A 15,067-nucleotide genomic window follows, 5' to 3' on the forward strand; every position below is an offset into this window, starting at 1 on the left:
CTCCTCGCGGTGGTATAACCCGATTATCAAGCTACCGCAGAAGTTGGGCGTTCGTTTGCAGCGACGATTTCATCGACCGAGAATAAGCGATCAATATCTAGCAGAATCAGCATTTTTTCTTCAACCGTCGACAAGCCCTTGACGAAGTCTGCGCTTACGGAGGCGCCGAATTCGGGCAGTGCCTGAACCTCCTCTTCGTCAATTCGGTATACCTCGGAAACTGCGTCCACAACCATTCCCACTGTGCGGGCCTTGTCACTATTTTCTACCTTAACCACGATGATAACGGTGGTGGGTCCAAAGGGGACACTTTCCATATCGAAGCGCTTACGCAAATCGATAATTGGCACAATGGCACCGCGAAGGTTCATGACACCCAATACATAGCGAGGTGAGTTCGGGATAGGGGTAACCGTATCCCAACCCTGAATACCTTGTACTCGTAAAATTTCGACGCCGTACTCTTCTCCATTCAGCATGAAGGTCAGGTACTGGCTGGTATCACTGGATAGTTGCTTTTCTTCACTCATTTTATTCACCTTTTATGACTATCGCGTCCGAACTACACAGGTGCGTTGCATTCACGCCGCGCCAGTCTCTGTATCACTATCGATATTTTTGAAATCGATGCTATGTACCAGGCTGGGCACATCGATGATCATAGCGACACTGCCATCGCCCAGAATGGTCGCACCCGAGAGACCGGTAACCGGTAGATAGTTCTCTTCAAGACTTTTGATCACAACTTGCTGCTGATCCATAAGCTCGTCGACAAACAAGCCCACTTTGGTGCCATCGGTCTCAACCACGACCAACAGCTCTCCTTCGCGCTCGCCGTAGCGGGTCATGATCTTGGGCCCTCGAAGACCGAAGGCTTCTCTGAGACTAATCACTGGAATGTACTCGTCTCGCAAGCGATAAACCCTGCCGTTACCGACCAGCTTGCTGACCTCTTGGCCTGAAACCAGTACTGTTTCTACGATCGACAACAAAGAGAAGATGTAGACATCTTTGCCGACGCGCACCAATTGCCCGTCGAGAATGGCCAGCGTCAGCGGCAAGCGTATTTTGAACGTCGATCCTTCACCTGGCTTTGATTGGACATCGATACGGCCACCGAGGTCGATAATATTGCGCCGTACAACATCCATGCCCACGCCGCGACCAGACATATCACTGACCTGCTCGGCAGTAGAAAAGCCTGGCTGGAAGATCAAGTTATTTATCTGATCATCGCTGAGGGATTCAGTCGGAGAGACTATTCCACGCTCAATGGCCTTGCTTAGAATTCGCTCTTTGTTTAGACCGGCGCCATCGTCCTTCACCTGGATGACTATATTGCCACCCTCGTGGTAGGCGCTAAGGTGAAGGGTACCGGTTTCTGACTTACCAGCTTCCAAGCGCTTCTCAGGGGATTCGATGCCATGATCGAGGGAGTTCCGCACCAGGTGCACCAGCGGATCACTCATTTTTTCTAGTACGGTTTTGTCCAGCTCGGTATTCTCACCGGACAGCTTCAACTCGACTTTTTTACCCAGCTTGCCACTGATATCGCGGACCAGTCGCTTAAAGCGACTGAAACTGGTGCCAATAGGCAACATCCGGATCTGCATGGCACTTTCCTGGAGCTCCCGGGTATGACGCTCCAACACAAGTAAACCGTCCCGCAGCCCCTGAACATCAGCTTGATTACCGTCGCCCTCACCATAGCGCGCCAACATCGACTGGGTGATTACCAGCTCGCCCACTAAATTTAGCAGCGCGTCAATTTTGTCGATGCTGACCCGAATCGAACCTGCATCTTTACTGGCGCTGGCTGCGGGGGCAGAGCTTTCAGTACTGGCAGGCTTTGGTTCATTGCTGGAAGCAACGGCTGCCGGGGCGAATTTCTCCGCCTCGGCTTCAGGCTGTATGGCAGAAATTTCAAGGTGACACTGCCCTTTGACCCAATCAAAAGCCTCTTCGACCGCCTCTCGGGGTGCGGCACTGTCCAACTCGAGAGTCCACTTACAGTAGCAACTCTCAGGGTCCAGGGTGTCAAAACTGACCTCAGAGGACAGTTCGGCGGAGACGGATAATTTACCAAGCTGCTCCAGCTCTCTAAAAATCCGCGCGGGTTCATTGCCGGTCTTAAGTACGCCCGGGTCGGGCTCAAAGACAATACGCCAACCACTGCCCGACGCGGTCTTCTGATCAGTTTGGCTGGTGGCTACCGGAGTTTGCTGCGCTGTATCACCACTTAGCAGCGCGTCGATACGGGCCTGAACATCAGTAGTGATGGAGGCATCAGGCTCACGTTCTGCCTGAAGATCCTCCAGCATTGACCGCAGGCAATCCACCGACTCCAGGAAAAGCTCAACCAAAGATTCGTCAATTTCCCGCTGCCCACTGCGGAGCTGGTCCAGCAGAGTTTCAACACCATGGGTGAAGTTGGAAATGGTCAAAAAGCCAAATGTCGCAGCGCCGCCTTTAATGGAGTGAGCAGCCCGGAAGATGGTATTGATCGTTTCGGGGTCGGCGCTGCCGGGGCTCAGCCCCAATAAGCCCGACTCCATTGCATCGAGGCCCTCTGCACTTTCTTCAAAGAAAATGCCGTGGATCTCTTTCATGTCCATATCAAGCGACATAGCGTATCAGCTCCTCACCGGCTCCAGGACACGGTCGACTACCTTCAACAGTGCCTCGGCATTAAAGGGCTTGACGATCCATCCAGTGGCGCCGGCTTCTTTACCACGCATCTTCATGTCGGCAGCCGACTCAGTGGTCAAAATCAGAATCGGGGTGAAGCGAAACTTGTCCAGAGCACGCAGGGACTGGGTCAGGCTGATGCCATCCATGTTTGGCATATGCACATCGGTGATAACCAAGTCCACATCCAAGGACCCGGCTTGAGCAAGGGCATCGTCACCGTCCTCTGCCAAATGCACGTCGTGACCTGCATGCTTCAGAGTCATGGAAACCAGTTGCCGCATGGAGGGGGAATCGTCTACCGCGAGAATACTTGCCATGGGGTCTCGAGCCGCTTTTTCTCGGCTCCAGGTCTGCTAGCACACACAGACAGGGAGCGTTACTTAAGGATTGCGTTTGGGCTAGTAGACCGTTACAGGGCAAGAGCAGGTATTCGTAATTGTACTGAGCAGCCTGTTTGAGAAGCTTGAGGAGAGAGGAGCGCCGGTAGTGAATGCGTCTTTTTATCGTTTTATTTGCCGCAAGTAAAGTGACAAATGCTCTTCAAGGGTTTTGGCATCTTGCTCATCACGTGCCAGCAGCACCGGCACGCTGCGCCACTGGGACGTACGCAGCTCACTTAGCAGGTTAGCGATACCCGAATCATCAGCGTGAGGCCCCACCACTATTAACTGCCAGGGCAGATCCACCAGCCATTTTCGAGCCTGAGACACGTCAGCGGTGTGATATACCTGCCAATGATCGGACCCCGGCAATCTGGCAATGGCGGCGCCCAGTAACTGGCCCTGCTCCAATAACAACAAATTACCGGTACCCCGGGCCGGCAAAAGATCCCGAACAGCGGAAGTTAATTCCTCTCGCGGTACAGGTTTAACAAGATATTCATTGGCACCCAGCAATAAGCCCAAATCCCGCTCGTTGAGCATGGACTGCATCAGTACCGGCACGTCCCGCAATAGAATATCGCTGCGCAAGGCATTCAGCACCTGCCAACCATCCATACCGGGCATCATCACATCGAGAATGATAAGATCTGGTACGGATTGCCTGGCAAGTCGCAGGCCCTCTTCACCACTGAGCGCAGAGCTCACCTGGAACCCCTCGCGACTCAGTACTCGCCGGGCTATGTCCAATATCGCGGGGTCATCGTCTACCACCAACACGCGCCCCTGAACATCACTGCTGTGACCCAGCTCGCTACTGTCGCTAGAGTCCTCTCCGTTCAATGGCAGCTCCAGCACAAACCGGGACCCTTGTCCCTCACGGCTGCTAGCCGTGATTCGCCCCCCAAGCAATTCGGCAAACTTGCGGGAAATGGTCAGTCCCAGTCCCGAGCCACCGTACTGTTTGGTGGTGGAAAGATCAGCCTGGACAAAAGCATCAAACACCCGGTCCAGTTGCTCTTCGCTCATGCCAATACCGGTATCAGCCACCTCCGCTCTCAGGCCTTTACGATCTCCGTCTTGCCATACCGTAACAGTAAGGTCGACGGTGCCATCGTGGGTAAATTTGGCAGCATTGCTCAGCAGATTTAGCAGGATCTGGCGAAACCGGGTGACATCGGTGCGTACCGGCTTATCCCCCAGCTGAAAGTGACGCTGCAGGGTATTGCCGTTTTTTTCCATCAATGGCGCCGTAGTGGCCTCGACATCCCGCAGAACCGTAGCGAGATCGCAGTCTTCCCAAAACAGCGACATGCGACCCGCCTCAATCTTGGAAATATCGAGTACGTCGTTAATCAACACCAAAAGGTGCTTGCCCGCACGTTCGATTTTTTCCACATCGCCCCGCAACTGCGAGGCCGGCATGTCGCCATCGTCGTCGATTTCCTCCATGAGCATCTCTGAATAACCGATAATGGCATTCATCGGCGTGCGCAATTCATGGCTCATATTGGCGAGGAAACCGCTTTTGGCCTGATTGGCCGCATCGGCCCGACGACTGGCCTCCCGCACACGGCTCATTGCCCGGCGCAGATTGGAGGCCATATCGTTAAAGGATTCGGCTAACTGCCCAAACTCATCGTGGCCCATCGGCTCAATGGTGTAGTCAAAATTGCCACTGCCCCACTCGGCGGTGCCGCGCTGCAGTTTGCGGATAGCCCGCCGCGTGTAACGGGTCATGTAGTATCCCAACACAAAGGTCGTGATCAGTGCGACCAAAAACACCCCCAGCGCGACCTTGTTCGTCAGGCTGACAATTTCTTTAAGTTGCGCATTGATCTCATCCGAGCGATTCAACAGGCTCAGCTCATTCATGCTCAGGCGCCGGGCAAGGGCATTGAAGCGCCCCTGATCCTCTTCCAGCACCGGCGCAGCGGGGTCGTTTAAGTTGGACTTCCAGCTTTGCAGTAGAGGTGCGGCCCCCAGCAGTTGGTAGGTACCCTCGGGCATATAGCGACGCAAATCCCGATTGAGCTCTTGCTCCCGCTTAAACAAATCGTCGATACTACTCAGTAATTCGCTGCGCTCAACTTGATTGATCCGGCCACGCTCACCGGATTCCCGCAGCGCATCGACAATAAGTATTTTGCGGTGCGCCGCGTAGAGCTGCTGACTGAAATCGTTGACCTCCGCCTGAGTATTGATCACGTTCTGCAACAGCCATACATTGCGCCGGCGGGTGTCATTACCCCACACCTGCACCAGCACGCTGCCCAGCGAAAGCACCAGAATGGCGACAAATGACAGCGTCAGGCGGCGGGTAAAACTCATGCTTTGTCCAACAGGCGCTCTATTTTTTCCAGTAGACGGGGCAAATCCACCGGCTTGGTATCGTAGTCGTCACATCCGGCTTGGATGGCTCGCTGGCGATCGTCCGCCATGGCATGCGCCGTCAGGGCCACTACCGGGATCCCAGCCACCGAGTCATCCCCTTTTAGTTCCCGGGCCACCTGCCAGCCATCTTTGACGGGCAGGCTCATATCCAGCAACACCAGATCAGGCCGGAGGTCTCGGCACATATCCACGCCCTGCTGCCCATCCACAGCCAATTCCACCTGGTAGCCTCGCCGCTGAAGCCGGCGACTTAGCATATCCCGGTTCATTTCGTTATCTTCCACCAACAATAGGGTGGCCATTGTCGACCTCCTTGGGGTCTCTCGCGCAGAATGGTTTATTGCAGGGCGCTCAGCGCCGCCTCGGCGCGACTGTCCCACGATGTGACGGAAAGGTACAGACCGCCTTCCTTTATAGAAAGCAATTTAGCGTACAGGGCGTCGTCGCCGGTCAGGCCGTAGATACAGACGTCGCTGGGCACTTGCAGGGACTCTGCCCCCAACACCTGGATATCCCGCCCGCGCACCGCGATGACTTGTGCTTCAATACGCTGATCCGCCAACCGCTTGTCGGTTAATACCGCAAGTTGCACTGACCGGGGCGAGACCAATGACTGCCACTCAGTCACCGGGCTTGGCAGTACCAAGTCGTAGGGCAGTCCCACGCCCAGTACCTCGCTAAGCGGCATGGGCACCGCCTCGCCTTTGATCATGACTTCCACCGCCTGACCAGTGAGCAATTCCACCTTGGCACCAGCGATGGTGGCCGGTGAGGCCAGAACCTGACCGCCCACGGTACAGGATTCAACCCTGGCGGCGAGGTTTACATTGTGGCCAACAACACCGTATTTACTGCGCCGCTCAGAGCCAATATTGCCAGCAACCACATCTCCGGTATTTAGGCCGATGCCAATGGCAATCTGGGGTAGCCCCTGCTCAGCATTACGGCGGTTCACCTCACCCATAGCCAGCTGCATGGCCACCGCGCACGCCAGTGCCCGGTCACAGTCGTCGTCCTCACTGACCGGGGCGCCAAATATGGCGAGAATGCCATCCCCGACAAATTCATCCACCGTGCCGCGATAGCGCTGAATCACTTCGGTCATGATGGCCAGATAATTGTTGAGTAACTGCACGCAACGTTCAGGCTCCAGATCCCGGCTGATCGTAGAGAAGTCGCGGATATCGGCCATCAAAATAGTAACTTCCCGGCGCTGCCCACCCAGCTTCAGGCCATCGCTGTCATCCAGCAGCCGCTGCACAATCTCGTTGGAGAGGTAACGGCCAAACACCTTGCGAATAAAACGCTGACTCTTCTCCAGCTCAGCCAGGTACTGCCGCTCCCGATCTTGCCACTGCTTGGCCTCCAAAAGCGCGCCCAGACGGGCTTTCAGCAAGGTGGCATTCACCGGTTTGATCAGGTAGTCACTGGCGCCGGCATCGATACAATGGATAGCCCCCTCTTCGTCCTGCACACCGCTAATCACCACCACCGGAATACGCCGCAGCTCCTCGTCGCCGCGGATAGCCTGTAACACCTCATAGCCGTTCATATCGGGCATCACCAGGTCCAGCAGGACCAGGTCCGGCGCCGCGCTGCGCATCACCTCAAGGCAGCGCTTGCCATCGGCCGCCTCAATCACGGTATGGTCCTGGCGCTGCAGCTGGTGGGCCAGCAGCTCGCGGCTACTCTCGTTGTCATCCACCACCAGGATCGTCGCCGAGATCGACTCGCGCTTATCGGCCTTTAGACCTGACTTAAAGCTGCGAAAAATGGCAGCGATGGGGTCGTCGTCGGCCTTTTTCTGCGGCGCCACCGCCAACATATCCAGGCGTTCCTGCAGCAAGCGCGACTGCTGACGCAAGGTGCGCAATCGCGACAGTGCGGACTCGTCCTCACTGTCCTCCAGCAGGATGTCGGCATAGCCATCGACGACACCGACACCATTGCGAAGATTGTGGCGCAGGCGCGCCAGTTGGGTTTCATCCCCCGGCTCCAGCTCCAGCAGCACCTCTAAAGAGGCTGTCATCTCCGCCGCGGCCTGAGAGATCCGCTCGACGTCCGCCAGCATACCGGTATCCTGAGAAATGGCCGGCACCTGCTTCAGGGCGGCCGCCTCGCTCTGGATGGCCGCCAGCGGCTCAGCCAGCGACTGTTTAGTGCCTTCGAGGTATTCCGAGAAGTGGCGCTGCGTAGTTTGCAAACTGACCCCCAAAATCCGAGATTCCGGGTGATTATTGCACTGTGCGCTATAAATAGCATCGTCTTGGGGCAGCACTGGCAATGGGCCGGGCCGGCAATTATAATGCGGCGTCTTTTCCGGGCAGCCGGCCAGTATTTGGCTGCGCCCTCCGCAAAAGGGCCTTTAGCTCAGTTGGTTAGAGCATCCGACTCATAATCGGCAGGTCGCAGGTTCAAGTCCTGCAAGGCCCACCATATACCCTTCCGGCGAATGCCAACGGATGCCGGAAACACTACAAAAATAGCAGTATATAAGAATAAAACGATCTAACAGGTTCCGGGGGCATCTACTGGAAACCGAACAAAGCAGGGGGCACAATAGGGGGCATATCCACCCCCGCTGGAACAGGTGCCCCCAATGCCCCTCACCGACCAGAACGTAAAGCAGGCCAAGCCCCGCGATAAAACCTACCGCCTTACTGATGAAAAAGGCATGTACCTAGAGGTCACCCCGGCGGGCGGTAAGTACTGGCGACTGAAGTACCGCTATGGCGGCAAAGAGAAGCGGTTAGCCCTTGGGGTATACCCGGCTATCAGCCTGAAGAAAGCGCGGGAGAAGCGGGAAGAAGCCCGCCTGATGCTCTCCGACGGTATCGACCCCTCAGCCCACAAACAGATTCAGAAGCTCACCGCCGCCACTGCCACACAGAACACCTTTGAAGCTATCGCCCTGGAGTGGTTCGCCAAAGAGAAGCCAGGGTGGGCAGAAAGCCACTGGTCCCGTATTCAACGCATGATGAAAAGGGACTTATTCCCGTACATCGGCGCCCGCCCTATCGCCGAAATTGGCGCCCCTGAATTACTGGCTGTCCTCCGCAAGATCGAAAGCCGAGGAGCACTAGAGTCAGCCAAGCGCACCAAGCAGATAGCCGGGCAGGTGTTCCGCTATGGCGTCGCCACCGGGCGGTGTGAACGCGACCCCTCCCAGGACATTACCGGCGCCCTCGCCAACCCCGTCAAAACCCACCGAGCCGCCGTGACCGACCCCAAGCTAGTTGGCCCCTTGCTAAACGCCCTGGACGGCTATCAGGGCAGCACAGTGGTCGCTTGCGCCCTTCGATTCGCCCCGCTGACGTTCGTGCGCCCAGGAGAGCTACGCACCGCCAAATGGGCAGACATCGACTTCGACAAAGCGGAATGGCGCTTCCTGGTTACTAAAACCAAAACAGAGCACATCGTTCCACTGTCTCGGCAGGCCCTAGAGATACTGGAAGAGCTGCATCCCCTTACCGGACGTAGTGAGTACGTATTCCCCAGCGCACGATCCCCCCGGCGCCCAATGAGTGACAACGCGGTATTGTCAGCGATGCGGCGGATGGCGATTGGGAAGGATGAAATGTGCGGCCACGGCTTCCGGGCTATGGCGCGGACGATTCTGGATGAGGAGCTGAACTTCCGGACCGACTGGATAGAGCACCAGCTAGCCCACGCGGTCAAGGACGTTCACGGCAGGGCCTACAACCGGACTGCCCACCTCCCCCAACGCAAGAAGATGATGCAGGCATGGGCGGACTATCTCGACAACCTGAAAGCCCAGGCCGTCAATAACAACGTGATCCCGGCCAAGTTCGGCTAGGCTCAGTTGTAAGCGGGCGGGGATGGTGGTGGAGCACCACCCCCGGCCTAACCACAAAATGACTGAAAAGGAGTCACATTATGGCTGATGCCAATACTACCAAAGCCGAGTTCTTTCAGCTTGGCGCACGATATGAGATTTCCCATGACGCGGACTGGAAGGGATTAGCAGAGGACGCTAATTCTTTTCTGACCTCAGCACTGGGGATGGTTAGCTCACTCGCTCAAGAGTTCGGGGAGAACCGCCAATCAATGACCCGCCACGATGTGGCCCACACCCTCTATTCGGCGCTGTACCTGCTGGAAATGGGCAAGAACGCCGCCTATGAGTCTTATGAGCGGGCTTGGAAGCAAGAAAGGGAGGCTGCGGCATGAACACAGCAAGCAACGAACAATTAGCCCTGGTCATGGAAACCATTGCGCAATCTATGGCCCATGCAAAAGAAGTCGCAATGGACGTTCACGAAGCGGACGACATACATCACCGCTGCCACCTTTTGGGAGTCATTGAACGAGTACTGGAACACACAGGGGCCATTGCTGACCGCTGGGCTAAAGAGCTTGGGGGCAATCAGTGGCGTGGCGATTTAAATGAGTGGTTTTTGCCGCCTAGATTCCATGAATTAGCGAAGACCGAAGATTAACCAGAATTACTGCCCCTTACCCGACGGGGGACAGGCCGGACACCTTCACCGGCTTGGGGCAGTAACTTGTGAAGGCTTGCACTGGAAGGAGTGTTGATGGCTGACCTTACCGAGTACTTAGGCCGGGATTGGCGAGTGAGTTTCACTGAAAAATGTGCGGAAAATAATCATGTTGGAGAAGTTGAAAGGTTGTGCGAGATTTTAGCGCACAGAATTGAGGAGGAGGAGATAACCAAACCTACAAAAGAAATATTGCTGCGCACACTTATTTTTTTACGCGAAAACCCCTCTATCGCGAGGAAGGCAATGTTGAAAACTCAGCCACAAGGGAGGCCGGTCAACCCAGAGACAAAATGGAAACGTTTTGAGTATGCATGCCATGTGGCTGAATTAAAGCTAGCGGGTAAACCTTTGTATGAAAATAGAGAATCAAAAGGCGCTTTTGTCTTAGCTGCCGAAAAGATATTTGGCAATGGCCCCAGTGATAAACAAATCAGGCTAATGCGCCAAAGCTGGGAAGAATTTAAATCTACTGATGCTAATCAAGGCTTGGCAGCTCTTGATTGGCTGGACGAAGAATAACCAGTAAACCCTGAAACTTTATTGGTGAGACGCCCAACCCACATAACCAGATCATACAGCCATGTTCCCCTAGATACCCACGAGGTAAGAGCATGGCAGAGCAAGTCCGAGAGTCGCTACTGCGGCGCAAAGAAGTGGAAGCCCGCACCGGGCTAACCCGCAGCACCATCTACGCCCTGATGGCAGAGGGCAAATTCCCCAAACCTGTTCCGCTTGTCGGGCGCACTGTCGCCTGGACCGAGAGCAGCATCGATAAGTGGATTGCCGAGCGTATCAGCGCTGGCAAGTCCGCAGCATAGCGGGGGTGGAGAGATGAAAAAAAAGGCCACCCCAAAGAGCAGCCAGTCACGGACTAAAAACGCTAATTCGGTTGCCGCCCAGCACCTACGCATCGAGGAAGCGCTAAGAGCAAACCCGGCAGGGCTGACAACTATAGAACTTGTTGAACAATACGACATTTTGCGCCCCGGCTCACGTATCAACGAAATGCGCTGGTGGTTGGGCATGAATATACAGTCCGTTCGAGTATCAGACACTACCGCTAAAGGCCACTCACACCGAGTAGTTCGATACGTGCTTCAACCCGGAAAATGGAAGCCTAGCGGGCCGGCAGGGGGTAATGGCGTATGACAGAAGCTAGCTATCCCTCACTCTGTTCTGGTAACGGCCAGTATCACACCGACAGTAACAACCAGCACGGGCCACTGATTGGCGTATCGCTCCAACAAGTTCGGCTAATGGTGAACGATCCAGTTGACTGTAAGAAATCGGAGGCCCCGTGGATCATTCCCTCGACACTTAAAACCCGCAGTAAGCAAAGGCAGCTCAAGGAGGGCCAATTCTACGCCCTGTGGGCCGATCTCGATAATTTGGAAGGGATTACATGGAGTCTAGTAACGGACGCTGTGGGAGTTATTACAGGCTGGTCAGAGGCTTATATTTATTCCAGCAAAAGCGCCACCCCAGAAAACCTAAAGTGTCGCGTATTAATTCCTTTGGCGGAGCCTGTCAGCGGTACTGACTTTCAGTACGGTCAGCAAGTGCTAGACGACTACCTATCCGCAGAAGGGATAGAACCCGACCGCGCTACGGAGTCAGCTAATCAGATTTGCTACTTACCCAATCGCGGCGAACTGTATAGGCACCACGTATGCGAGGGAGGGGCTTTTAGCCTATCTGGTTGGTCGACGGAAACGGACGCTCTCAAGCATTTGGAGGCCCTGGCAGAAGCCAACCGCAAGGCCCGACTGGCCGAATCAATGGAGAAGCTACGGCAACGCCTGGAAAGCGGCCAAAAAAGCCCGCTAGACGCATTTAACGCCGCTTACAGCGTTGAGCTGGTACTTGAGACCTATGGATACCGGCGCCGGGGTAATCGCTGGCTCAGCCCATACAGCGAGAGCGGGACGCCGGGGGTGGTCGTTAAGGACAATCGCTGGATTACCTCACACCAATCAGACCGTGACGCCGGGCTGGAGAAATCGGGGGATGCTTTCGACCTGCTAGTGCACTTCGAGTATGGCGGCGATTTCACAGCCGCCGTGAAGGCTGTAGGCGAGCAATTCACCACCCCCGATGGGCTAACCATTACCAAGCACAACCAAAGAGAGTACATGCGCCAGAAATCAGCTCAGGACGATTTTATGAGCACCGAGGATGAGGGAACACCAGAGGCCCCACTGCGGTGTATCGACGTATCAGAAGTGATGGTGGCACTGCCGGAAAAGCCTAGCTTTGCGATGGCACCTTGGCTGCCTCGTGGATACCCCACATTGTTCGGTGGCCACGGCGGCATGGGCAAAAGCTATGTGGCCATAGTGTTAAGTGCGCATATAGCTAGCGGTGACACCTTTGCAGGCATGGCCGTTGAACAGGGGAAGGTCTTGTTCGTCTCTCTGGAAGATGAAGCCGCAATGGTGAAGTACCGCCTTCGCCGCGTCATTGAAGAATATCAGCTCAATGAATTCACCGTGCTGGAGAACTTTGAACTGCTCGACGGTACAGCGGAGTACGCCGCGCTGATGACCACAAAAGGGGACGGTCAGAATGCACCGACAGAATTAACCGCCGCTTACGAACAGGTACGTGAGCACGCAGAAGGTAAGACACTGGTCGTAATCGACAACGCCAGCGACGCCTTTGACGCTAACGAGAATGTCCGCCGACTAGTCCGGGGGTTTATTCGCTCCCTAACGACCATTGCCCGCGAAAATAACTCCGCCGTGCTCCTACTCGCGCACATAGACAAAAGCGCCGCCCGCAACGGCTCCAGCGGTAATAGCTACTCAGGCTCCACAGCTTGGCATAACTCTAGCCGGTCGCGGTTGGCGTTGATTGAGCGAGACGGCCAGCGCGTAATCGAACACGAAAAGCTGAATGTGGGCAAAAGGGCTAATCCGTTACCTATCACCATTACCGACGAAGGTGTGCCCGTACCGATGATGCAACTAGGCGCTGCGGAGGACTTTACCGAGGCACAGGACCGGCGCGACCTGATAGCCGCATTCCGAGCAGCTGGAGAAGCGGGGGTAACGGTTTATTCTAAATTAGAGGCTGGAGGCTACAGCGCAATGAGCGCCCTCGCCAACCTGGAGGAGTACCCGGAGCGGTTTAAGAGCGTCCGCAAAAGAGATGTCCCAAAACTAATACTCGCCATGATTCGGGATGGCGTCATTGTCCGCAAGGCTTATACCAAACCGAACCGGCAACGAGGTGAAAAGCTGGTACTTGCTGAAAGCCAAAAGGGTGAAATCTGCTCCGACGGTCAAACCGGAGAGGAAATTAGCCAGTCTGAGGGGGCAGAAAATGCTGCTTAGAAATCTGCTCCGTCACTCCCCCCATACCCCCCCTGCACCGTTGGTGCAAGCAGGGATGCTTGCCCACCAGTGCTCTAACAGTGTTGAAGCAGCGTTAGAGCACCGTTGGAGCGTTAGAGCATAATCCGCCGCCACCCCCCCCGATTGGCTAAAAACCTCAGGAGACCAAATAGTGAAACAGAAAAGCGCCAGCAAACCCTTCGAGTTTACCGCCCGCATAGCCAAAGGCTTACACGTCACCATTTCGTGGGGAGGGGGCACCGCTATCAATTGTGAATGGAACCCATATAAGCCAGAGCGCTTATCCCGGCAGATGCGCAACCGATATGACTCGGCGATGAGAACAGCTGCAAACTTAATCCAAGAGCGAAAGGATAACCCGCCGAGGATGCATTAACAGGTGCCGAGTGGCCCCATCGACGCCCCTGGTCAACATCGGGTAATTCTAGGTGCCGGGAATTACTTGCGACAGTAAAAAGCGGAGTTTCTTTAGTCCTAAAAAGGGCCGAATTTTTTGACACTGTAAAAAGGGCAAATTCTGTGGATGCGAAAAACTGAGTTCCGCTGCGGTGGAGCAGTCAGCCGCATTTGAGGATTTACCCGCCCCCGCCCATCAGGCACTTACCGATTGAATCAATCCATTTTCGGACATATTGGGCGCTCCGGTTATCGCGAGGGTGCGAACACCGCAACCCTTTGACCTACCGCGAAAACTCAGCGAGCTGCCAACCAATTTCCGGAGGGGTATTTCCCGTCTATAAAAAGACCCGGCAAGGATCAGGCAAGGTTTTATGGGGGTCACTACGCGAGAGCGCCACACTTCGTGCTATGGGGCCGCATAGGGGCCAGTTTCGGGACCAGTACGCACGGGGGCCTAGAAACCTTAATAAACCTTAACCAGTCAGCCTAGAAAACCCTAGGCAGATCAGGCCGCTATCATCACCGCCAGATGCCCCCAGCAACAGCAAACCGGGGGCATAAATGGGGGCATAAACAGATAAGCCATAAACGATAAATATTAATATTCAATCAGTTACGATCTATATTCGGTAGCTGCAAGGCCATTAATCCCATGGATATTCCGCGCGACCAGCTCCCTCCACAAGCGCTCGTGATTACCCAATTCCAGATACTTCGCTGTACCCTGCAACTCGGCGGGGAGGTCTACAAACTGAGCCGCGATTTCTGCTTGGCTGGAAGAGGCCTCAAACAAAGCAAAGCCCAGCGTCATCCACAGCAGTGACTGAGCATGCCTCACCGCCTGTGCTTCATTAATTTGCATATCCATGATGGGGCGAGCCAGCTCGGCAATGGTGGCCACCATCACTTCGGCGGGTAAGGCGGTGTTAAATTGGGACAGCAACCCAGGGAGAGTGAGCACCTGTGCTCGCAACTGATCCAGCAACTGCTCAAGGCGCTGCTCGCAGGACTGGTTCGCAGCGAGAGTTCCCCCATCCAGGGCCAGCACCTGCTCACCCAGCGCTTTGACCAACTGCTGCTTGCTCTCAAAGTAGCGGTATAGGGAAGTCGCACTGACATCCAAATGTTTAGCAAGCTGCCGCAAGCTCAGTTCTGAGAGCTCTTCCCTCTGCAATAACTCCACTGCAGCAGCGAGGATTGCCTCTCTGCTGGTCACAGCGGGGCGCCCTACGGGTCGCACGTTTTTATTCATTACCAGCCCTCCAAGGAAATATATTAACACCGTTATTTAATTCGTGTTAGCATCTTTGAATCGGCTACTTAA

14 protein-coding genes and 1 tRNA gene are annotated in these 15,067 nt (G+C 55.2%); 8 read left to right on the forward strand and 7 right to left on the reverse strand.

Going from position 1 to position 15,067, the window contains the following annotated elements:
• Positions 1-26: 26 nt before the first annotated feature.
• The 6 genes from I6N98_RS15840 to I6N98_RS15865 form a co-directional block, all read right to left on the reverse strand.
• Positions 27-530 (reverse strand): chemotaxis protein CheW, encoded by a 504-nt coding sequence (locus I6N98_RS15840; protein ID WP_198569292.1) that lies wholly within the window; start codon positions 528-530, stop codon positions 27-29.
• 51 nt (positions 531-581) lie between these two features.
• Positions 582-2,627, reverse strand: coding sequence for a chemotaxis protein CheA (locus I6N98_RS15845; RefSeq protein ID WP_198569293.1), 2,046 nt, complete (start codon positions 2,625-2,627; stop codon positions 582-584).
• A gap of 6 nt (positions 2,628-2,633) precedes the next feature.
• Positions 2,634-3,008, reverse strand: a complete 375-nt coding sequence (locus I6N98_RS15850) for a response regulator (RefSeq protein ID WP_198569294.1) — start codon at positions 3,006-3,008, stop codon at positions 2,634-2,636.
• Between the two features lie 183 nt (positions 3,009-3,191).
• On the reverse strand, positions 3,192-5,402 hold the full coding sequence (locus I6N98_RS15855) for an ATP-binding response regulator (RefSeq protein WP_198569295.1): 2,211 nt from the start codon (positions 5,400-5,402) through the stop codon (positions 3,192-3,194).
• The gene (locus I6N98_RS15860; protein WP_198569296.1) at positions 5,399-5,767 is read right to left on the reverse strand and encodes a response regulator; all 369 of its coding nucleotides are present in this window, start codon (positions 5,765-5,767) and stop codon (positions 5,399-5,401) included. Before I6N98_RS15860 ends, I6N98_RS15855 begins: the two co-directional genes overlap by 4 nt.
• 35 nt (positions 5,768-5,802) lie before the next feature.
• Positions 5,803-7,668 carry an adenylate/guanylate cyclase domain-containing protein gene (locus tag I6N98_RS15865; protein ID WP_198569297.1) on the reverse strand — a complete coding sequence of 622 codons (1,866 nt, stop codon included), beginning with the start codon at positions 7,666-7,668 and terminating at the stop codon, positions 5,803-5,805.
• Between the two features lie 156 nt (positions 7,669-7,824).
• On the opposite strand from I6N98_RS15865, the gene I6N98_RS15870 reads away from it, so the two are divergent.
• From I6N98_RS15870 to I6N98_RS15905, 8 genes are all read left to right on the forward strand, one after another.
• Positions 7,825-7,901: transfer RNA gene (locus I6N98_RS15870), tRNA-Ile, on the forward strand.
• A gap of 163 nt (positions 7,902-8,064) precedes the next feature.
• A complete protein-coding gene (locus I6N98_RS15875) occupies positions 8,065-9,282 on the forward strand; it encodes a tyrosine-type recombinase/integrase (RefSeq protein WP_198569298.1) in 1,218 nt (405 codons plus the stop codon).
• A gap of 80 nt (positions 9,283-9,362) precedes the next feature.
• Positions 9,363-9,656, forward strand: a complete 294-nt coding sequence (locus I6N98_RS15880) for a hypothetical protein (RefSeq protein ID WP_198569299.1) — start codon at positions 9,363-9,365, stop codon at positions 9,654-9,656.
• Complete coding sequence (locus I6N98_RS15885) at positions 9,653-9,925, forward strand: hypothetical protein (RefSeq protein WP_198569300.1); 273 nt, start codon at positions 9,653-9,655, stop codon at positions 9,923-9,925. The genes I6N98_RS15880 and I6N98_RS15885 overlap by 4 nt, the downstream gene beginning before the upstream one ends.
• 96 nt (positions 9,926-10,021) lie before the next feature.
• Positions 10,022-10,507 (forward strand): hypothetical protein, encoded by a 486-nt coding sequence (locus tag I6N98_RS15890; RefSeq protein WP_198569301.1) that lies wholly within the window; start codon positions 10,022-10,024, stop codon positions 10,505-10,507.
• Positions 10,508-10,599: 92 nt separating this feature from the next.
• Positions 10,600-10,806 (forward strand): helix-turn-helix transcriptional regulator, encoded by a 207-nt coding sequence (locus I6N98_RS15895; RefSeq protein WP_198569302.1) that lies wholly within the window; start codon positions 10,600-10,602, stop codon positions 10,804-10,806.
• 13 nt (positions 10,807-10,819) lie between these two features.
• Entirely contained in the window at positions 10,820-11,137 is a 318-nt protein-coding gene (locus tag I6N98_RS18845) for a helix-turn-helix domain-containing protein (protein WP_198569303.1), read from the forward strand.
• Positions 11,134-13,323: an AAA family ATPase gene (locus I6N98_RS15905; RefSeq protein WP_198569304.1), complete on the forward strand. Its 2,190-nt coding sequence runs from the start codon at positions 11,134-11,136 to the stop codon at positions 13,321-13,323. The genes I6N98_RS18845 and I6N98_RS15905 overlap by 4 nt, the downstream gene beginning before the upstream one ends.
• A gap of 1,033 nt (positions 13,324-14,356) precedes the next feature.
• Here I6N98_RS15905 and I6N98_RS15910 read toward each other — a convergent pair.
• Positions 14,357-14,995, reverse strand: coding sequence for a TetR/AcrR family transcriptional regulator (locus I6N98_RS15910; protein WP_198569305.1), 639 nt, complete (start codon positions 14,993-14,995; stop codon positions 14,357-14,359).
• Positions 14,996-15,067 lie beyond the last annotated feature (72 nt).

It is taken from the genome of Spongiibacter nanhainus, from assembly GCF_016132545.1.
Lineage (GTDB): Bacteria > Pseudomonadota > Gammaproteobacteria > Pseudomonadales > Spongiibacteraceae > Spongiibacter > Spongiibacter nanhainus.